The organism is Dictyoglomus turgidum DSM 6724 (genome assembly GCF_000021645.1).
Lineage (GTDB): Bacteria > Dictyoglomota > Dictyoglomia > Dictyoglomales > Dictyoglomaceae > Dictyoglomus > Dictyoglomus turgidum.
The window spans coordinates 1,742,266-1,763,336 of record NC_011661.1 but is presented as its reverse complement, the minus strand read 5'-3'; the positions used below and the strand labels follow the sequence as shown (position 1 = coordinate 1,763,336).

The window sequence follows — 21,071 nt, the reverse complement described above, 5'->3', positions numbered from 1 at the left end:
GCCTTTAGAAATAGTGTTGACAAAATCGAATATGCAAGATAAAATTTAATTAAAATTTTTAATAAAATATAGTTTAGTGATTTAAAAAATAAGGTATTTTAATTTTTTTTACGATATCTGGAAAGGTTTCCAGTAATTAGATTGGATAGGGAGGTGGTAAAAAGAAGGAGAAAATTTTTTAAAGAGCACTTTAGTTGGTTTAGAAAATATAGATTATAAAAGGGGGTTAAATCATGTTTAAAAAAGGAATTGTACTCTTTGTTGGGTTGCTTTTCATATTGTTAGTTGCAGGTTGTGAGAAGGCTGGTGAGGTTTCTTTACAACAAATACAGCAGATTCCTCAAAAATTAGAACTACCAAAGGGATTAGTAGCCTATTATCCTTTTGAAGGAGATCTCAAAGATGCTAATGGTTTATTAGGAGAAGGAAAAGTTATAGGTCCTAAAATTGGCCAGCCGGGGGGAAATGTAAGTTTCGCTGATGGGGTCGTTGGAAAGGCTCTTGTACTTGATGGAAATTCTGGGGTTCTTTTATATGAGGGTCCTGTAGAGACATATGAGTATTCCATTGCTCTTTGGATATACCCAGAAGCTTTAACTTATTATACTCCTGCCTTCTTTGCTGCTATAAATACGGATACTTGGATAAGTATAGTACCAGGTGGGCATTCTTTATTTGAAGGAAGAGCTGGTTTTTGGTCTGGTAGTGCTTGGTTTGATGGATGGACAGATATGAAGTTAGAGACAAACAAGTGGTATCACTTTGCTGTTACAGTGGACAATGGATTAGTAAGCGTATACATTAATGGTGAAAAGAGATTTGAGGGTAAGAGGGTTCAGGATCTGTTTAGAGGAGAAAAAGCAATATTTGTTCTTGGTGTTAATTGGTGGGACCCTCCATTTAAAGGAAAGATAGATGAATTGAGAATCTATAACAAAGTTCTTACAGCTGATGAAGTTAAAGAATTGGCAAGTGCTAAATAGGGGGGGGTATTTTATGACGAAAAAAATGTTCTTTATTTTCTTGTTATTAATATTTTCAATTTGTCTTAGTGGTTGTATGAAGTCTGTAACAACAGAGTCTGCAACTTTGCTTGCACACTACGAATTTGAAGATAATTTGTCTGACAGCACTGGTGATTTTTCTGATGGAATTGTAATTGGAACAAAGATTGGAGAAACTGGAGGTAGTGTAACATATACTGATGGAGTTGTAGGAAAAGCAGTATACTTGGATGGTGCCTCTGGGATACAATTACCAGATAATTTGATACATTCTTACAAGTATTCTATAGCGTTTTGGTTAAAAGCAGATCAACTAACAAATTATACTCCTGCATTTTTTGGGTGTGTTAAGAATAAAACAAATGAATGGTTAAGTATACCTCCTGGAGGACTTGCAGCTTTTGGAGGGAGATTTCAGATTTGGTCAAATTATAACAATGGAAGCACATGGTTTGATGGTTTAACAAATGTCAATTTAGAAGTAGGCAAGTGGTATCATATAGCAGTTGTGGTAAATGAAGGTGAATTGTCCGTATATATAAATGGAGAAAAACAAGCTTTAGACACCCGTATTAATGGACAAAATAGTTTACAGGCATTATTCCCCGATCTTTTCAGTAACAAGGACGCTATATTCACCATAGGGGTAAATTATTGGGATACTCCTTTTAAGGGTTTAATAGATGATTTAAGAATTTACAGCGGGGTTTTAACAGATTCTGAAGTGTTGTTTCTTGCAAGTAAGTAGAGTGTTGGAGGAGAGGGGAATTGTTTTCCCCTCTCCTCTTTCTGATTTTATAAAAACGTTTTTATTTGAAAAGTATTGAAAAAAAAGTTAAAATTATAGTATAAATTTTACTAAAAACAAAGGAGAGACATAAGATGGTAGTTGAGAGGAAGAGTCATATTACAATAAAAGACGTAGCAAAACTTGCTGGTGTGGGAATTGCTACTGCATCAAGGGCTTTAAATAATAGAGGGGATGTACATCCTGAGACAAGAAGGAAAGTATTAGAAGCAGCACAAAAGCTTGGGTATGTTCCAAATTCTCTTGCAAGGAGTCTCGTATATGGGAAGACTAAAAAAGTTGGGGTAATTATTACTACTGTCCTAAATCCTTTTTACGCAGCTGTTGTTAGTGGTATAGAAAGGGTCTTAACTGCTAATGGATATACGCTTATACTGTATAATTCTAATGAAGATCCCCGTAAAGAGAGGGAAGCTTTGCTTATTTTAAGACAGCAGAGAGTTGATGGGATAATTTTTGCTCCTATTGAGTACGAATCTCAAAATGTGAAATATCTGATAGATAGTAAGATACCTTTTGTTTTGGTGGCAAGGAGAACCCTGGAAGAAGATACAAGTTTTGTGATTGCTGACGATTTTAAGGTCGGGAAAATTGGTACAGAACATTTGATAGAAAAGGGACACAGAAGGATTTTGTTTCTCAATTCTTGGAAAAATTCCAGTGCAAAATTTAGGCTTGAGGGTTATAAATCTGCATTACGTGAAGCAGGATTTCTTATTAATCCCAAATTAATATATTCTATAAAGCCAGACACTGATCTTAAAAAATTAATAAGTGAGATATTTTCGAGCAAAAGTAGACCTACAGCAATTTTTTGTTTTTGTGACTCTATAGCCCTTGAAGTAATGAAGGTTGTAAAAGAAGAAGGCTTGAAAATTCCGGATGACGTTGCAATTTTGGGATGTGATAACTTGGATTATACAGAGCTTCTTAACCCTTCCTTAACAACCATTGATATTTCTAAGTTTGATATGGGAGTTTTAGCAGCAAGAATATTATTGGGTCTTTTAGAAGATAATAAAGAGCCTGTGCGTTATATTTTTGAACCCAAGTTAGTAATAAGGGAATCAACATAAAAAATTATGGGAAAGGGAGGTAATATTTTGGTATGCAAAAAGCTAAGGTTAAGGTAGAGAAGGATTTTATTATTTCTCGAATTGATAGGAGAATTTATGGATCCTTTATTGAGCATTTAGGAAGGGCTATCTATACAGGGATTTATGAACCAGCTCATCCTGAGGCTGATGAACAAGGATTTAGAAAAGATGTTATAAGACTCGTTAGAGATTTAAAGGTTCCCATAATAAGATATCCTGGGGGAAATTTTGTTTCTGGTTATAACTGGGAAGACGGGGTAGGTCCAAAGGAGTTAAGACCAAAAAAGTTAGAGCTTGCATGGAGAAGTATAGAACCAAATGAGGTTGGGGTAAATGAGTTTGTAGATTGGACTAAAAAGGTAAATTCTGAGGTGATGATGGCGATAAACTTGGGAACGAGAGGAATAGATGAGGCAAGAAATCTTGTAGAGTATTGCAATTTTCCTGGAGGAACATATTATAGTGATTTAAGAAGAAAACATGGCTATGAAAAACCTCATAAAATCAAGGTTTGGAATCTTGGAAATGAAATGGATGGGGAATGGCAAATAGGGCATAAACTACCCCATGAGTATGGTAGACTTGCAAGGGAAGTAGCAAAGGTAATGAGAATGGTTGATCCTGACATAGAGCTTGTAGTCTGTGGAAGTTCTGGGCCAGGCATGCCTACTTTTCCTGAATGGGAAAGAATAGTTTTAGAGCATACCTATGATGTAGTGGATTATATCTCTTTACACTATTATGCTAATATGCCTGGACCTGATCATATTGATTTGCCTGATAATCCTGATTTGAAAAGTTTTATCGCTAAAAATCTTGTGATGGAAGATTTTATAAAAGCTGTAGTCTCTACTATTGACTATGTAAAAGCTGTAAAGCGTACGAAAAAGGATGTATATATATCCTTTGATGAATGGAATGTCTGGTACCACTCTTTTAAGAAGGACAAAAATGTGGAACCATGGCAGATAGCTCCTCCTTTATTAGAAGAGGATTATAATTTTGCCGATGCGCTTTTGGTAAGTAATATGATGATAACTCTCTTGAAACATGCTGACAGGATAAAAATAGCCTGTCTTGCTCAGCTTGTTAATGTCCTTGCACCTATCACTACTGTTAAAGGTGGAATAGCATATAGACAAACTATTTATTATCCTTTTATGCATGCTTCTAATTATGGAGATGGGTTAGTACTTCTTCCTAAGGTAGAGTCTCCTAAGTACGACTCTAAGCTTTATACTGATGTGCCTCTTTTAGAAACGGTAGTGATTTATAACGACGAAAAAGAAGAAATCTCAGTTTTTGCTGTTAACAGGGATGTAGAGAATAGTCTTTATGTGGAATACGATTTGCACGGGTTTAATGGTTTTAAAGTTGAAGAACATATAGTGTATGATTCTGAAGATCCTTTTGCTGGAAATACCCCTGAAAATCCCGATAGGGTAGTACCGAGAAAAGAGAGAAATTCTGCAAAAATCGATGGTAATAAATTAGAGGTTGTACTTCCTAAGTTTTCTTGGAATGTAATCAGATTAAAAAAACAAGGAGTGAATTAAATATGCTTTTAAAAGAGTTGAGGGAAGAAGTATATAGAATGAATATGGAACTTCCTAAAAATAATCTTGTGGTTATGACCAGTGGAAATGTAAGCGGTAAAGATCCTCATACAAATTATGTAGTTATAAAACCAAGTGGGGTAAAGTATGAAGATCTTTCTCCAGAAAAAATGGTAATTGTGGATCTGGAAGGTAATGTAGTTGAAGGAGATCTTAAACCCTCTGTAGATACTTTATCTCACTTAGTAGTTTATAGAAATAGAAAGGATATAGGGGGGATTGTTCATACCCATTCGCCTTATGCTACTGCTTTTGCTCTTCTGGGAAAACCTATACCTGTGTATCTCACCTCTCATGCTGACTATTTTGGGGAGGAGATTCCTATAGGAAGATATGCTTCTCCTTTGCCTCTTGAAGATGTAGGAAATGCTCTTCTTGAGGTAATAAATAAGGATGATAGACCCTCTTGGGTAAAGAAACATTCTCCTTTTGTTCCTGTGGTTCTTTTGAAGAATCATGGAGTATTTACTTTTGGAAAAACACCTACCGAGGCTTTAAAGTATGCTGTTATGATAGAAGAAATAGCAAAAACTTGTTATCTTGCTCTCTCCTTGGGAAAGCCTGAGCCCTTGCCTGATATTGAGATTGAAAAATGGTATACAAGATTTCACGAGATATATGGACAAAAATAAATAGGAGGTGTGAAGATGAAAAATGTTCCTGATATTAAATTAGGTATAATTGCGGTCAGCAGAGATTGTTTTCCTATTGAGCTTTCAAGAAATAGAAAAAACAAAGTTGTAGAGGAATGTACTAAAAAAAATATTCCAATTATTAATTTAGAGACCATAATTGAGAATGAAAGCGATGTTCTAAAAGCTCTAAAAGAGATAAAAGAAAAAGGAGTTAATGCTTTAGTAATATATCTTGGCAATTTTGGACCTGAAGGACCAACTTCATTACTTGCCCAAAAGTTTGATGGTCCTGTTATGGTAAGTGCTGCTGCAGAGGAGACTGGTAAAGATCTCTATGGGGGTAGAGGTGATGCTTACTGTGGATTTTTAAGCTTAAGTTATAATTTAGGTTTGCGGAATAAGCAAGTATATATACCCCATTATCCGGTAGGAATACCTTCAGAGATAGCGGATATGATAAAAGAATTTATGCCAATTGCAAGGACAATTCTTGCATTGAAGAATTTGAAGATATTCTCCTTTGGTCCAAGACCTCAAGATTTTGTTACAATGCATACTCCTATAAAACCACTATATGATCTTGGGATCTCCATAATGGAAAATAGTGAATTAGATCTTTACGATATATACAAACAAGCTGAAAATGATCCACGGATATCAGAGGTTATGGAAGACATGGCAAAAGAGCTTGGAACAGGTAATACTTATCCAGAACTTTTAAGAAAGCTTGCACAATATGAAGTAGCTTTAATTGACTTTATGGAAAAAAATCTTGGAGCTTCCCAATTTGGTATATTTGCCAATAAATGTTGGCCTGCCTTTGAAAAATATTTTGGCTTTGTTCCTTGTTATGTGAATTCAAGACTTGCAAGTAGAGGGATTCCTGTGGCTTGCGAGGTAGATGTTTATGGAGCACTTAGTGAATATATTATTTACAATGTAAGTGAATTGCCAGCAACTCTTCTTGATGTTAATAACACTGTGCCATATGATCTGATAGAGGAAAATAAGGACCGAATAAGAGATAAGGGGTATAAGCCAACGGATCTTTTTATGGGTTTCCATTGTGGAAATACGCCATCTTGTTGCCTTATTAATGGAGCTATTAAATATCAATTGATTATGCATAGACTTTTAGAACCTGGAAAAGAGCCCGATATTACAAGAGGAACCTTGGAAGGAAGACTAAGACCTGGTGAAACTCTTATTTTTAGAATTCATGCAACACCTGATGCAAGATTGATATCTTATTTGGCAGAAGGTGAGATTTTAGATATTGATCCTAAATCTTTTGGAGGAATTGGTGTTTTTGCAATAAAAGAAATGGGGAGATTTTATAGGTATGTACTATTAGAAAAGAAATTCCCGCATCATACAGCGGTTGGCTTTAAGCATGTAGGTAAGTACGTATATGAAGTACTAAAGCTTTTAGGAATAAAGGAGATATACTATAACTTGCCTGAGAATCAGAGATATCCAGAGGAAAATCCTTTTATTTCATAATTAATTTTTGTGAGAAGGGAGAGGACTTTAAAAATCCTCTCCCTTTTATTTCTAACTTTTTTGGAAACCTTTTCACTATCTATATTCTCTAAAATAACGAATACATTTAAAAACTTTTATTTACAAATTTCTTTCATGTTTATTATTGACAAAAGACAATTAAGGATATAAAATTTTTATTGAAAATTTTATTAAAGTTGGGGAGGTGAATCCCTTGAAAAAAATTCTACCCATTACTGTTATCTTAGTGACTCTTTTGCTCCTTTTAAGTACTGCATCATCACAGGCTAAGATTCAGATCACTTTCATGACACCATTAAGTGGAGCAGATGGAGCATATATGGATCAAATAATTCAAAATTTTAACAAAGAAAATCCTGATGTAAATGTAGTACACATGGTAGTAGGAAGTTCTGTAGAATACAAACAAAAATTGTCTACAGGCTTGGCTACAAAATCGGCTCCACAGGTATTACTTATTCGTAAATTTGACTTACCTATGTATCTTAATCAAATGAAAGGATTTACAGCAGGGGATTTTGCAAAATACGGAATAAACATAAGGGATGTTTATCCTAATCTTTTGGAGGGGCTTGTAGAAGACAATAAATACTATGGAATTCCTTTGGATGTTTGGATCTTTTACATGGCCTATAATAAAGCCAATTTTAAAAAAGCAGGATTAGACCCAGAAAGGCCTCCTAAAACAAGAGATGAATTTATTAAAGCTCTCGAAGCTCTTAAAAAGGTAACTCCTAAAGGTTTAACTCCTTATTATGAGAATCCTACTTGGGCTTGGATTTTTGTACATTTCTTATGGCAATTTGGAGGAGATCTCTTAACTCCTGATTTTAAAAAGCCTGCCTTTAAAGACGCTGCCATTCAAACTTTGAAATTCCTAATGGATCTTCAAGAAAGAGGATTATTCCCTAAGGCTGCTGTGGATCCTGGACCACCATTTCAGTCTGGTCAAACCTCAGTCTTAATTACCGGAATATGGACAATTAATCCATGGTTGCAGGCTTTAGGAAATAACTTTGGTTATGCTCCATGTCCGCAAGTTGGCACTAAAAAGGCAGTATTTGGTGGATCACATATAATTGCACTACCTGAAGTGATGGTAAGTGATCCTAAGGTGTATAATGCTGCTATGAAATGGGTGAAATATTTGTGGGATCATGCATTAGATTGGTATGCGGCTGGACAGACTCCTTCCAGAAGAAGCATTGCTACCAGTAATGAGTTAAAAACAAAATTACCTCATATTTATGCAGTAGCTCAACAATTGCCGTATGTGAAAACTTTCCAATTCTTCCCTTACATCTCTGAAGTATTAGATGAAATAGCGGTATATTTAGAGGATGTATTGATAACCAGGAAATTGACTCCAGAGCAGGCTATGGAAAGAGCAGAAAAGTCTGTTCAAAGGATTCTTGATGATTATTGGTCTACAGTAAGATAGTTTGAAGGGGAGAGAAGGAATGAAGTCAAAATTATTTTCAAAGAAATTATGGTGGGAGTTGGGGAACTGGGGGTTCCTCCTCCCCCATTTGTTCTTTTTTTTACTTTTTATTGTAATACCTTTAATTACTAATATACAGATAAGTTTTCACAACTGGAATTTATTGGGACAAAAGGTTTATGTGGGACTGCAGAATTATATAAGAATATGGACTGATGATAGATTCTGGTTGGCGGTAAAGAATACAGTAATTTTTGCCATAATTAGCATACCTCTTACCATGGCTGTTGCTATGATTATCGCATTAATACTTAACCAAAAGGTATATGGCAAACTATGGCTTCTTGTTGCTTTTGTTTCACCTACCTTTTTTGGATCCGTAGGAATACTTACTACGTGGAAGTGGATATATGCATCCTATCCTACAGGTCTTGCAAATTATGCTTTATTGAAACTTGGTTTTTTAAAAGAGGCAATTTCTTGGTTTGAAACCCCTACAAGGGCTTGGGCTTGTATAATTATAACTACAGTTTGGTGGATTGTTGGGTTTAGCGTTCTCCTTTATTTAGGTGCCCTGCAGAGAATTCCTCCTGAACAATATGAGGCTGCAAAAGTGGATGGCGCTGGTCCTTGGAAGACTTTTTGGAATATTACTCTTCCATGGATGAGAAATGTACTCTTTTTTGATGTGGTCAGACAAGTATTACTTGCTTTTGGTTTATTTGATCAAGTATATTTCTTCACAGGTGGAGGACCCGCAGGGAGCACAAGAACTATGGTGTATTACTTATATTTAGTGGGATTCACAAGACAGGAATTAGGCCAAGCTGCTGCTATATCATGGTATATCTTTGCAATAGTTTTAATTTTTGCTTTGCTTCAGTTGATTTTATTAACAAGGACAGTGAGGAGTGCAGAGGAGTGATATTATGCGATATATAAAGAATTGGAAACAATTTCAGAGAGTCCTAATATCAATTTTTTTGTGGATTATAGCTGCTATTTGGTATATTCCTATTTTTTGGATGCTTTCTACTTCTCTAAAATCCACTCAAATAGCGATTACAGAAGATCCTCCAAGGTTAATTCCTAAGGAACCTACTCTTGAAAATTATAAGACTGTTTTTTCAGCGGCAAGTGGTATAAGTGTTATGAGAGGTATAATAAATAGTATCATTGTAGCTGTTGTCTCTACTATTTTAGGATTAGTAATAGCCACCCCTGCAGCATATGCTTTGTCTCGTCTTAATTTTAAAGGTAGGAATGCTATATTTTGGAGCTATGTAGCAATTTTGGCTTTTCCAGGGGTTTTGTTTTTAGTTCCTCAATATTTCATAATACATAGACTTGGGCTCATGGATAATTTTCTTGCTCTGATTTTACCTGGATTAGGGAGTACCTTTGGAGTATTTCTTCTTAGGCAATACATGTTGGGAATTCCAAGGGAATTAGAAGATGCTGCTTGGATTGATGGGTGTTCCCGTTTAAGATTTTTAATAACAGTGGTTATACCATATGTGAAGCCCGCTCTTACTACCTTAGCGTTAATGTCATTTTTAGGATCGTGGAATAGTTTTTTGTGGCCATTGTTGGTTATGAATTCTCCAGAGAAATTAACCTTACCTATAGCCTTAGTTAGATTTAGTGCTGGGTGGGGAGATCCTTTTAGAGGGATTGGCCCATTAATGGCGGGAGCTTTTATATCTGTTTTGCCTACTCTTATAATTTTTGTGGTCTTTCATAAATATTTGATGCAAGGTATATCTTTAAGTGTTGGAGAGAAATAAGATTTAGTGTTTTATAAAGAGGTGTAAAATATGCGAGTGATTAATTTAGGATTGTTTATTGTTGCTATATCATTTTTAATGCTCCTTGTTGGAAGCTATTCTCAAGGCATTATTTATCCTAAGGAGCCCCCCAAAATTGAGCTTATGGATGCATCTATAGTTAATGATGAAAGTAAATGGAGTATCAATAATGTTCATGATCCATCTATAATTAAAGCAAGTAATGGATGGTATTATATCTACTCTACTGATGTGAAGGCTTATGGTATTCCAAGACCAGGGATACAAATAAGAAAGTCTAAGGATCTGATTAATTGGCAATTTGTGGGCTATGTATTTAATGACGATAAATATGTCTTCAAGGGTATACCTCCGCAAGCTTTTGAGTGGAGTAAGGCTTCTACTCTCTGGGCTCCTGATGTTAAGTTTATGAACAATAAATATTATCTTTACTATTCTGCTTCTACTTTTGGAAAAAACCAATCATATATTGGTTTAGCTACAGCTAATAATCCTGAAGGTCCTTGGAAAGATGAGGGTGAAGTAATAAAGACAAGACAGGGAGATCCTGTCAATGCTATTGATCCGTGTCTTGTGTTTGACGAAAATGGGGAACCTTGGCTTTCCTATGGCTCTTTTTGGAGTGGTATTTATATAATTAGGATTGATAAAAAAACTGGAAAGCCAGCTGAAAAGGGGTTTGGAGTAAATATTGCAAGGAGAAAAGGAACCGTTGCTGGCGCTGTTGAGGGATCTTATATAATTTATAATCCTAAGTTTAAGAAATATTATCTCTTTGTGTCATATGATTCTTTGTTTTCAGATTATAACGTAAGAGTAGGAAGAGCTGATAAAATAACAGGACCCTATGTGGATTATAATGGAAATCCTCTAACAGATTTGACTTTGCCTCCTGAGGAGGTTGGAACTAAAATTCTTGGAGGGTATAAATTTGAAAATGACAATGGCTGGATTGCCCCTGGACATAATTCGGTTTTAAATGATGGAGATAACTGGTATATAGTACATCATGCAAGGCCAGCTCTCAATAAAAATTGGATGTATTTGCATATAAGAAGGATGTTATGGACAAATGATGGGTGGCCTGTGGTTTCTCCAGAAAGGTATACGGGAGAAATTATTCAAGAAGTACCTCAAGAATTAGTGATAGGAACCTGGGAAAGAATTGTTTTGGACCCTTATGACAAGGTTCAATCTCAATCAAAGAGACTTATATTACAAAAGGATGGGACGTTTGTTTTTGGAGATAGAAAAGGTACATGGGAATTTACTTCTCCTAATAATTTAAGCCTTATTTGGAGAGATTCCAATGAAAAAGAAAATCTCCTGGTTTTGGCTTCTTGGGATTGGGAAAATTGGAGGCCTACTCTTGTTTTCACAGGTTTGAATTCAAGGGGTATTGCTATCTGGGGAAAGAAGATAGAGTAAATTTGTGAATTTATAAATTTTATTGGGGAGCCATGATCATTAGTTTTTATTGATTATGGCTCCCTTTTTGATTTGGTATAATATTATATGTTGTTCAATGCTTTGAGATTTGAGGAGGATAGTTTTATGAATGTGAAAGAGATATATGAAATGTTTATTGATTTGGGGATGAAGAATGATCCGAGGGGTTGGGATAAGGTTCAAGAGATTTTGGAGAGAGCTAAGAAAGATTATGAGAAGTTAAGTGATAAAGAAAAGGAAAAATTTGATTTAGAGAAATTAAGAAATCCATATACTGATACAAGAATATTAAATGGTGATCCTAATAAAGAGGTAAAAAGGGTACTTGTGGGGATAGATATTGATACTTCTGAAATTTTGCTTGCAAAAGAGTTAGGAAGAAATGGAAAAGAAATAGACCTTGTTATATCTCATCATCCTGCAGGTTATGCTTATGCTAATTTCTATGATGTGATGCATCTTCAGGAAGATCTACTTGCAAAGTTAGGAGTTCCAATAAATTATGCTGAGGGTGTTTTATACCCCAGAATTTTAGAAGTTGAGAGAAAAGTAATGCCTGCAAATCATAATAAGAGTGTCGATGCAGCAAGACTTCTTAATATACCCTTTATGTGTTGTCATACTCCAGCGGACAATTGTGTTGCTACTTATCTTCAAAAGCTTTTTGACACAAAAGCTCCTTATAATTTACAGGAGATATTAGAACTTCTAGAGGATATACCAGAGTATAAAGAAGCAACCAAAAGGAATAATCCTCCTAAAATACTTGTGGGAAATCCTAAAAATAGGGCTGGTAAAATATTTGTAGACATGACTGGTGGAACGGAAGGACCCGTAGAAGCTATATCTAAGCTTGCAGAAATAGGAGTTGGTACTATAGTAGGAATGCATATGAGTGAAGAGCATCGTAAAGAGGCAGAGAAACATCATATTAATGTGGTCATTGCAGGACACATGGCTTCTGATTCTCTTGGTATGAATATTCTTTTAGATAATCTTGAAAAAAGTGGAATTGAGATATTAAATTGTTCTGGATTTATAAGGATCTCCAGATTAAAGGGGTAATACTATGAGGGAGAAGATAACTGTTAATATTGTCTCTGAGGCTCAAGCATGGGAGGTAAAAGGACAAGGAGTTTATACCGCAACTTTAGTACTAACAGAAGCTCTGAAAAAGAGAAGTGATGTGGAAGTTTATCTTAATGCCAATGGGTTATTTGATATTGCTCATCTTCATACACCAGGTCCCTATGCTATAAGTAAAGGACTTTTTACAGGAAAGAGATTAGTAATTAGTGCTCATGTGGTTCCAGAGTCCGTTTTAGGAAGTTTTATTCTTTCAAATTTATGGCTTCCTCTTTTTACCTCATATTTAATAAGGTATTATAACTTAGCGGATATGGTAATTGCAGTTTCACCCAAGGTGAAGGAAGAATTGGAAGAGATAGGGGTAAAAGCCCCTATAGTTTTTATACCAAATCCTGTTAATTTGGAAAGATTTTATAAAAGTCAGGAACTAAGAATAGAGGGTAGGAAAAAACTTGGACTTTCCAATAAAGATTTTGTTGTGATTTGCTCTGGACAAATTCAACCAAGAAAAGGAGTTGATACTTTCTTAGAAATTGCAAAAATTTTACCTTTTATTAAATTTGTTTGGGTAGGAGGACAACCCTTCTCAGTTCTTACTGCGGGATATATAGAAATGAATGAGAAAATTAAGAAGGCACCTCCTAATGTTATCTTTACAGGTCTTGTACCTTATGAAGAAATGCCAATTTATTTAAATGCTGCAGACATCTTTTTCTTCCCATCATATCAAGAAAATTTTCCAATGGCAGTTTTAGAAGCTGCATCCTGCGGGCTTCCACTTCTTCTCAGAGATAATCCTGAATATAGAGAGCCTTATAAGGACTGGTACATACCTGCAAAGAATGATGAAGAATTTAAAAACTATATTTTAAAACTTCATCAAGACATATCCTTTAGAGAAGAATATCAAAAGCGAGCCTTAAGGCTTGCAAAAGAATATAGTGCTGATAATGTGGCAGATATGATGGTAGAAGTCTATAAGGAGATATTAAGTAAACCACCACGGATGAAGAGAGATTTTCTCAAATTAGAACCTCTTAGGGAGGAATGGAGAAAGCTTTTCCAAAATTTAGGGCATAAAAATATCCATTCCTCCCCAAGAAAGAGAAGGTATTTAAATATCAAGAACATTCAAAATGAAATTAAGTAGTAATTTTCTTTCCTCCACTGCCAATTGATTAAGAGATTTTATGTAGTCTTCGAAATATGCTTTTATTTTGTTCTTAGGAATAATTTCGTAGATTTTTTTGCCTGCATATCCTACCATTAAAACAGGAAGTAAGATAAGCACTAATTCTAAATTAGATTGGAACACGCCTAAAATTAGGCTAATTATGGACTTTAATTCTTTAGAGAACTTAGCCTCTTTTAATATGGTTAATATAAGAGAAAGAATAATAGCAATTGAGATAGGATATTTATTTAATTCTTGAATACTTGTTATAGAGGTATTTATATCTTCTTTCTCTTCTTTAGGTTTAAAAAATATTTTTCCCCTTCCTCGTTTGTTATTCACAGAATTTTCAAGGTATACCGCTTCTACATATCCGTTTTTGTAAAGAGCTTGCATTATATCATAGGCTGTTGCAGGACTTACTGAAAGTTCTTTTGCAATTTCTGCATAATGTATAGGTCTTTTATTTTTTTTATATAAGTTCTCTAATGCTTGTAGAAATTGTCTTCTTCTTTCAGTAAGGCTCATAATTACTCAACTCCTACTTTCTCTTTTTCTTCCTCGGGGAGATCTCCATGAAATTCTTCAACCCATATGGGATTTAGAGCTTTTCTCACTCCCTTTGCATACTCGTCAATTATAGGAGCAAACTTTGTAATTATATCATCAGCTCCAGGATGGGTTGGGTGAGCACCAGTTTTTTGAACAATTTCTCTCAAGATCCAAGGAGAGTCTATAATCATGCAAGGAAGAAGGAGATTTTCATGGAATGGTTGTCTTTTTCTTATTTCTTTAAAGAATTCCGAATTAAGTACTTCTACAAGAGATTTTTCCTTTATATTATCTACTGCAAAATGGGCAAATATACAGGGTTCAACCTCTCCTTTATGGTTAATATGTAAGTATCTTCTTCCACCTGCTATACATCCACCTACGTATGGGGCATCATTCCAGAAATCCATAGGATATATGGGAAGATGTCCTCTTATCTTTCTTATGAATTTTCCATACTCTGCTCTTTGCTCTGGAGTAGGCATTAATGATGGATCGTCGTCTTTTCCAACAGGCATGTAAAGAAATGTCCAGCCAAAGAAGGCACCCTTATTGGCGAGCCATTGATAAAATTCAGGCTTTGTTACAGCCTCAAAGTTATTCCTTGTAAGGGTTATAGAATACCCAAAAGGAATTCCGGCTTTTTTCAAGAGATCCATAGCATTTACTACTTTTTCATACACCCCTAATCCTCTTCTATAATCTGTCTCTTCTTTTCCTCCTTCTAAAGATAAGACAGGTACTACATTCTTGCTCTTCCAAAATCTTTCTATCTTATTTTCATCCAGCAAGGTGGCGTTTGTAAATATCTGAAATACAGATCTTGGATGTCTATTGACTATATCCAAAAGTCCAGGATATACAAAGGGTTCTCCTCCAAGAACAGTATAAAAATAAGTGCCAATTTCTTCTCCTTCTTTTATTATTCTTTCTACAGTTTCTGGGGGAAGATCGTCATTTTTGGTATAGTTTCCTGCGTAACATCCTATGCATTGTAAATTACATCTCATAGTCGGGCTTATTAAAATGGTATATGGAGTTGGTATATCTTTTTTTTGATTTTCATTATTGAAGTATATCCAAAAGAAACCTACGTTCAGTATAACATTAGCAAATATCCTTGAAGCATAATTAGGATCATAATCTGTAAAAACTCTGTGTATCAACCTTTGGACAGCAGGATCTTTCTGTAAATATTCTTCTATGGTGCTTATAATTTTATCTGTTCCTTCGTCAGGGCTAAATCTCTTTACTAAATTCAAAAGTTTAGGAATTCTTTTCTTGTAGTCCTTTGCTACATACTTAAATAGGGACTCAAATAACATGTCTCCAAGATACATCTTAAACTTTAAACTTTGGGTACTCATATAGTTCACCTCCCCTAAATATCCAAAATAACCAAAAAATTTTATAAATTATACTTCCTTCTTATTTTCATTGTCAAACCTATTTAATTTAATTTCATAGCTAAACTTTTTATTTTAATTGACACACTTTTAAATTTAGTTATAATATTATTAAAACGATTGTATGATAGTTTTCCCTAAAGGAGGTGGAGATCTTCTAGTTTTAAGTTTGTGAGTTTTTAAGGTTCAGATTCTTGATAGAAGAGGGGGTTGTTTTATGAGAAAGTTTGTATTTTTCTCTTTATTATTAATATTTTTAATCTTATCGCAGGTAGGTTTTTCTCAGCTTGCTCCTAATGTACCAAGAAATGAGACATTGATTGCAAATATCTTGACAGGTAGGATTGTAGCACCTGATAATTTTAACTCTTGGACCTCTTCTTGGATAACTCCCGATAGAGGAATCCAACAGTTAATGCTTGAGCCTCTTTGGATCGTAGATCCTGCAACAGGTAAGGTAATTAACGCTTTAGCGGCTTCTGCACCTCAGTATAGCAAAGACTTTAAGTCTCTAACCATTAAATTAAGATCTGGATGCTATTGGAGTGACGGTGTAGAGATTACTGTTGATGATTTGATTTATCACATTGAGCTTGCAAAAAGTAATCCAGCTATGGCTTATCATGCTTCATTCCAAGAAGTAGCAAAACTTACTAAAATTGATAAATACACAGTTAAAATAGATTTGAAAGAACCAAACGCAAGATTCCACACCTACTTCCTTGATAGATGGGGAGCTTGTAGACCACTTCCAAAACATATATTTGAAAAAGTTAAAGATCCTGCATCTTTTACCTTTAACCCACCAGTAAGTTCTGGCCCATATGTAGTAGAGAGCTATGATCCAGGTGGATATTGGATTCTTTGGAAGAGAAGAGAGGATTGGCAGAGAACACCCACAGGAAAGTTATTTGGAATGCCTCAGCCTAAATATGTATTATTCTTCTATGCAGGACCAACAGAAAAGCAAGTGCTTGCATTAAACAACAATCAACTTGACATGGCGGATCTTACCATGGAAGGACTGAGATCTGTTCTTCAGACCAACAAATATGCGAGGGCATATATGAAGGACTTTCCATACATTGTTAATGTAGACCCATGTATTACGGGAGTTTATTTCAATACAGCAAAGGCTCCATACAACAATAAAGAGGTAAGATGGGCATTGGCTCTCTCTATTGATATCGTAGACTTTCTTGCTACAGCTTTTGATGGTGCTGCTACTATGGGTGCTCTTCTTGTACCACCTACTCCAGCCTATACTAAGTGGTACTATGAGCCCTTGGAGAGTTGGTTAAAGAACTTCACAATAACAGTAGATGGCCAAAAATTCAAAGTATTTGATCCTGATGCGCCTATTAGACTTGCAGAGTATGCAAGAAAGAGAGGATACAATGTACCTACTGATCCAAAAGTCATAAGAGAGATTTTTGGAATTGGATGGTTTAAATATGCTCCAGATGTGGCAGAAAAATTACTCATAAAGAATGGTTTCAAGAGAGATAAAGACGGTAAGTGGTTGTTACCAGATGGTAAACCATGGAAGATGACTATACTTGCTCATACTAACCCATCTCATCCAGATTTTAGAAATGGATTTGCAGCAAGTCAACAGTGGAAGAAGTTTGGTATTGACGTAGAGGTGGTGACCACAGAACAAAGACCAACCCTACTGCAATATGGTAATTTTGACGCATGCTCTGATTGGCCAGCAACTGAACCATGGGGCGGTCATCCAGATATGTATAGAACCTTTAACGCATGGAGATCCGAATATGTAAGACCTATAGGTGACAGAACCTTTGGTCATCCAAGCAGATGGAGTAACCCTCGTATGGATAAGGTGATAGAAAAGTTGGCAAAAACCGATTGGAATAGTCTAAAAGTAAGAATGTTAGGAATGGATGGATTAAAGATTGCCTTTGAAGAGATGGCAGGAATTCCAACTTGTTCTTATCCTGGTATTGCATGCTACAATGAATACTACTGGACCAATTATCCAACACAAGAAAATCCATATTGCATACCATATCATCATTGGCCTAACTTCAAGTATATGTTGCCCTTCTTGAAGCCTACTGGGAGAAAGTAAATTAAAAAGCCCCCCGAAAGGGGGGCTAAAAAATTGGAGTTTAAAAAAAGGAGAGGTAGGAAGGGAATGGAGAAAGAAAAGATTGAGGAGAAAATAGATTATTTGATCTCAAGTATGACCTTAGAAGAAAAGATAGCTCAATTGAAAGCAAAAACAGTATCTATTTGGCAAACTGTTGGAAAAATACTCTTAGAAGATGTCTTTTCAGATCTTACGCCCGAATTTAAAGAGAAAATCATGGGATTTCTTTTTGGTTTTTATAGAGATAGGGAATTGGCTGAGGAAATGACTAAGGCTTTATGGAAAAAGATGTGGAAAAAATTAGTTTTAGAAGGAGAAGAAAAAAAGTATCCTATAGGGGAACTCAGTTGTGCCTTAAGGTCTATGTCTCCACGGGAGAGTGCTGAATTTGCTAATGAAATTCAAAAATATGTTTTGGAAAATAGCGAGATCAAGATTCCAGTATTAATACATGATGAGGCTCTGCATGGATGTATGGCTAAGGGGTCTACTATTTTTCCTCAAGCGATTGGAATGGCAAGTACTTGGAATCCAGAGCTTATTTATCAAGTTGCTACTGCTATAGGGAAAGAGACTAGGTCAAGGGGAATACATCAAGTTTTATCTCCAACTATAAATATTGCAAGGGATCCAAGATGTGGGAGGACTGAGGAAACTTATGGAGAAGATCCTTATCTTGCCTCAAGAATGGCGGTGGCATATATAAAAGGAGTTCAGGAGCAAGGTGTTATTGCGACTCCAAAGCATTTTGCAGCAAATTTTGTAGGAGACGGTGGAAGAGATAGTTATCCTATACATTTTTCAGAAAGGCTTTTAAGGGAAGTATATTTTCCAGCCTTTAAGGCAAGTATAAAGGAAGCGGGGGCTTTATCTTTAATGGCTGCTTATAACTCCCTTGATGGAATTCCTTGTTCTTCAAATAAATGGTTATTGACCGATGTTTTGAGAAAAGAATGGGGATTTAAGGGCTATGTTGTTTCAGATTATTTTTCAGTACTTCATTTAATGACGAAACATAAAGTGGCTGAGTCAAAGGCTGAAGCAGCAAGGCTTGCCTTAGAAGCAGGCCTTGATATGGAACTTCCAGACAGTGATTGTTTTGAAGAGATGATTAATCTTGTTAAAGGTGGTAAGTTGTCAGAGGAAACAATAAATGAAGCCGTAAGAAGAATTCTTGGAGTTAAATTTTGGGCTGGGCTTTTTGATAATCCTTTTGTGGATCCTGATTATGCGGAGAGAGTAAATGATTGTGCAGAACATAGAGAGTTAGCATTGAGAGTGGCAAGGGAGTCAATAGTACTTCTTAAAAATGAAGGGATTTTACCACTAAGCAAAGATATAGGCTCTATAGCGGTTATTGGTCCAAACGCAGCTGTGCCAAGATTGGGAGGATATAGTGGTTATGGAGTAAAAATTGTCACTCCACTTGAGGGGATCAAGAACAAAATGGAAAATAAAGCTAAAATCTATTTTGCTGAGGGTTGCGGGTTAAATGATACATCTAAGTCTGGATTTGACGAAGCCATAAAGATAGCTCAAAAGAGTGACGTAGCAATTTTGTTTGTAGGAAATTCTGTGCCTGAAACAGAGGGAGAACAAAGAGATAGGCACAATCTTAACCTGCCAGGGGTTCAGGAAGAACTTATAAAGGAAATATGTAATACAAATACTCCTGTAATAGTAGTTCTTATAAATGGAAGTGCTATAACCATGATGAACTGGATTGATAAGGTCCAGGCGGTAATTGAGGCATGGTATCCTGGAGAAGAGGGAGGAAATGCTATAGCTGATGTGCTTTTTGGAGATTATAATCCAGGAGGAAAATTGCCCATAACATTTCCCAAGTACTCAAGTCAATTACCTCTTTATTATAATCATAAGCCCTCTGGTAGAGTGGATGATTATGTGGATTTAAGAAGTCCTCAATATCTCTTTCCTTTCGGGTATGGGCTTTCCTATACTGAATTTAGATACAGTAATTTACGTATAACCCCTGAAGAAATTCCTATGGATGGAGAGATTACCATTACCTTTGAGGTGGAAAATATAGGTAAATATAAAGGAGATGAGGTAGTACAGCTTTATTTACATGATGAATTTGCCAGTGTGGTAAGACCAGTTAAAGAGCTCAAGAGGTTTAAGCGGATAACTCTTGCTGTAGGAGAAAAGAAAACTGTCTCTTTTAAACTTGATAGGCGAGATTTAGAATTTTTAAATATAGATATGGAACCTATAGTAGAGCCAGGAAGATTTGAGGTTTTTATTGGAAGTTCATCGGAGGATATAAGATTGAAGGGATTTTTCATAGTAAAATAAATTTATGGAGGTGGTAAATTGCTTAAGAGATATCTAATACCACGGTTTTTGCAGTATCTGCTTGTGATTTTTGTGGGAGTCACCATAGTATTTTTTGTACCACGTTTCACTCCTGTGGATCCTGTTCAGCAAATGATTAGTACAATAATGAAGATGGGTACATATCTTGATCCCAAAGCTGTAGAACAGATGACTGAATCTCTAAAGGAGCTTTATGGTTTAAAGGGGAGTTTGTTTGAACAGTATATTAATTTCTGGTTGAGGCTCTTTAGAGGAGATTTTGGACCATCTCTTTTTAGATTTCCAATTCCAGTGATAAAACTTATAGGAGATTCTTTACCCTGGACTGTTGGTCTTTTGAGTGTAAGCACCCTTTTATCTTGGATAATTGGCAATATTTTGGGGGGAATTGTAGGTTTTTATTATGATAAAAGATGGGCAAGAATTCTTGAAGGTATAGCTATGTTTATTCGTCCTATCCCATATTATGTTTTTGCCCTTATAATTCTTGTGATTTTTGCCTATATACTAAAATGGTTTCCTCTTGGTGGAGGAATGCCAATCGGGGTAAGGCCCAGTTTTAGTCTACAATTTATATTGGAACTTTTTAGATATGCCTTTTTACCTTTAATTTCTATGATGATTTTAGGAATTGCAGTTACTTTGCAGACTATGAGGCTTATTGTTTCTAATGTTGTAAAAGAAGATTTCGTAACATATGCAAGAGCTGGCGGAGTTAAAAAGAGAATAATTACCTTTAAATATGTAATAAGAAATGCTATGCTTCCTCAGGTTACTAATTTGGCTCTTTCTATGGGGCAGATTTTTAGCGGTGCTTTGATTACGGAGATTGTATTCTCTTATCCTGGTATGGGAACTCTTCTTTACAATGCTATCGCCACAGGAGATTTCAATTTGATAATGGGAATTGCTACCATATCTATTGTAGGCATTTCTTCTTTTATCCTTATTATTGACTTATTATATCCACTATTTGATCCAAGGGTAAGGTATAGATAAAAACTAATGAAAAAGA

17 protein-coding genes are annotated in these 21,071 nt (G+C 35.4%); 15 read left to right on the top strand and 2 right to left on the bottom strand.

Features of this window, described 5'->3' with window-relative positions:
• The first annotated feature begins 233 nt into the window (after positions 1–233).
• From DTUR_RS08980 to DTUR_RS08925, 12 genes are all read left to right on the top strand, one after another.
• Positions 234–983 carry a LamG domain-containing protein gene (locus DTUR_RS08980; RefSeq protein ID WP_012584085.1) on the top strand — a complete coding sequence of 250 codons (750 nt, stop codon included), beginning with the start codon at positions 234–236 and terminating at the stop codon, positions 981–983.
• 13 nt (positions 984–996) lie between these two features.
• A complete protein-coding gene (locus tag DTUR_RS08975; RefSeq protein ID WP_012584084.1) occupies positions 997–1,752 on the top strand; it encodes a LamG domain-containing protein in 756 nt (251 codons plus the stop codon).
• A 134-nt stretch (positions 1,753–1,886) separates the two neighbouring features.
• Positions 1,887–2,888 carry a LacI family DNA-binding transcriptional regulator gene (locus DTUR_RS08970; protein ID WP_012584083.1) on the top strand — a complete coding sequence of 334 codons (1,002 nt, stop codon included), beginning with the start codon at positions 1,887–1,889 and terminating at the stop codon, positions 2,886–2,888.
• A 32-nt stretch (positions 2,889–2,920) separates the two neighbouring features.
• Positions 2,921–4,465 (top strand): arabinosylfuranosidase ArfA, encoded by a 1,545-nt coding sequence (gene arfA / locus DTUR_RS09580; protein WP_012584082.1) that lies wholly within the window; start codon positions 2,921–2,923, stop codon positions 4,463–4,465.
• Between the two features lie 2 nt (positions 4,466–4,467).
• Complete coding sequence (locus DTUR_RS08960; RefSeq protein WP_012584081.1) at positions 4,468–5,157, top strand: L-ribulose-5-phosphate 4-epimerase; 690 nt, start codon at positions 4,468–4,470, stop codon at positions 5,155–5,157.
• Between the two features lie 15 nt (positions 5,158–5,172).
• Positions 5,173–6,663, top strand: coding sequence for an L-fucose/L-arabinose isomerase family protein (locus tag DTUR_RS08955; RefSeq protein WP_012584080.1), 1,491 nt, complete (start codon positions 5,173–5,175; stop codon positions 6,661–6,663).
• A gap of 214 nt (positions 6,664–6,877) precedes the next feature.
• Positions 6,878–8,125 carry an extracellular solute-binding protein gene (locus tag DTUR_RS08950; protein WP_012584079.1) on the top strand — a complete coding sequence of 416 codons (1,248 nt, stop codon included), beginning with the start codon at positions 6,878–6,880 and terminating at the stop codon, positions 8,123–8,125.
• Positions 8,126–8,144: 19 nt separating this feature from the next.
• Positions 8,145–9,050: a carbohydrate ABC transporter permease gene (locus tag DTUR_RS08945; RefSeq protein ID WP_012584078.1), complete on the top strand. Its 906-nt coding sequence runs from the start codon at positions 8,145–8,147 to the stop codon at positions 9,048–9,050.
• Between the two features lie 4 nt (positions 9,051–9,054).
• Positions 9,055–9,912, top strand: a complete 858-nt coding sequence (locus DTUR_RS08940; RefSeq protein ID WP_012584077.1) for a carbohydrate ABC transporter permease — start codon at positions 9,055–9,057, stop codon at positions 9,910–9,912.
• 30 nt (positions 9,913–9,942) lie between these two features.
• Complete coding sequence (locus DTUR_RS08935; RefSeq protein WP_012584076.1) at positions 9,943–11,361, top strand: arabinan endo-1,5-alpha-L-arabinosidase; 1,419 nt, start codon at positions 9,943–9,945, stop codon at positions 11,359–11,361.
• Positions 11,362–11,487: 126 nt separating this feature from the next.
• Entirely contained in the window at positions 11,488–12,447 is a 960-nt protein-coding gene (locus tag DTUR_RS08930; RefSeq protein ID WP_012584075.1) for a Nif3-like dinuclear metal center hexameric protein, read from the top strand.
• A gap of 4 nt (positions 12,448–12,451) precedes the next feature.
• Positions 12,452–13,621, top strand: coding sequence for a glycosyltransferase (locus tag DTUR_RS08925; protein ID WP_012584074.1), 1,170 nt, complete (start codon positions 12,452–12,454; stop codon positions 13,619–13,621).
• Here DTUR_RS08925 and DTUR_RS08920 read toward each other — a convergent pair.
• Together DTUR_RS08920 and DTUR_RS08915 are read right to left on the bottom strand one after the other, a co-directional pair.
• Positions 13,586–14,173, bottom strand: a complete 588-nt coding sequence (locus tag DTUR_RS08920) for a helix-turn-helix domain-containing protein (protein ID WP_012584073.1) — start codon at positions 14,171–14,173, stop codon at positions 13,586–13,588. The genes DTUR_RS08925 and DTUR_RS08920 overlap by 36 nt on opposite strands.
• A 2-nt stretch (positions 14,174–14,175) precedes the next feature.
• Positions 14,176–15,564, bottom strand: a complete 1,389-nt coding sequence (locus DTUR_RS08915; protein WP_012584072.1) for a radical SAM protein — start codon at positions 15,562–15,564, stop codon at positions 14,176–14,178.
• 256 nt (positions 15,565–15,820) lie between these two features.
• On the opposite strand from DTUR_RS08915, the gene DTUR_RS08910 reads away from it, so the two are divergent.
• The 3 genes from DTUR_RS08910 to DTUR_RS08900 all read left to right on the top strand — a co-directional run bounded on the left by DTUR_RS08910 (position 15,821) and on the right by DTUR_RS08900 (position 21,055).
• Positions 15,821–17,698 carry an ABC transporter substrate-binding protein gene (locus tag DTUR_RS08910; protein ID WP_012584071.1) on the top strand — a complete coding sequence of 626 codons (1,878 nt, stop codon included), beginning with the start codon at positions 15,821–15,823 and terminating at the stop codon, positions 17,696–17,698.
• A 66-nt stretch (positions 17,699–17,764) separates the two neighbouring features.
• Entirely contained in the window at positions 17,765–20,035 is a 2,271-nt protein-coding gene (locus DTUR_RS08905; protein WP_012584070.1) for a glycoside hydrolase family 3 N-terminal domain-containing protein, read from the top strand.
• A gap of 18 nt (positions 20,036–20,053) precedes the next feature.
• Positions 20,054–21,055, top strand: a complete 1,002-nt coding sequence (locus DTUR_RS08900; RefSeq protein WP_012584069.1) for an ABC transporter permease — start codon at positions 20,054–20,056, stop codon at positions 21,053–21,055.
• Positions 21,056–21,071 lie beyond the last annotated feature (16 nt).